The organism is Pseudoalteromonas sp. SG44-1, assembly GCF_014164315.1.
GTDB lineage: Bacteria > Pseudomonadota > Gammaproteobacteria > Enterobacterales > Alteromonadaceae > Pseudoalteromonas > Pseudoalteromonas rhizosphaerae.
The window spans coordinates 1-224 of record NZ_JACJEW010000327.1; the positions used below are offsets into that span (position 1 = coordinate 1).

1 pseudogene is annotated in these 224 nt (G+C 42.4%); it reads right to left on the minus strand.

Annotated features, from left to right (window positions below):
* Nucleotides 1-224, minus strand: a pseudogene (locus tag H5187_RS25315) (IS3 family transposase); the annotation flags it as partial.

A 224-nucleotide genomic window follows, 5' to 3' on the forward strand; every position in this document is an offset into this window, starting at 1 on the left:
CTTCTGCCTTGCCCCTGAATCCTGCGCTTCTGTAATGAGCTTTATCAATTCATGTCGCTCAGTCGACGTCGTTAATCGTCCTCGTTGAAACCCCAAATGGCATCCGCTTTTTTTTTGAGAACAAGCAGAGCGGCTGTTTCAGCTAAGGCTTTATCTTTACGATTAAGCTCTTTTTGCAGCTGTTTTATTTCTTGCTTTAACTGTTTACTGTCTGATTTAGCTAG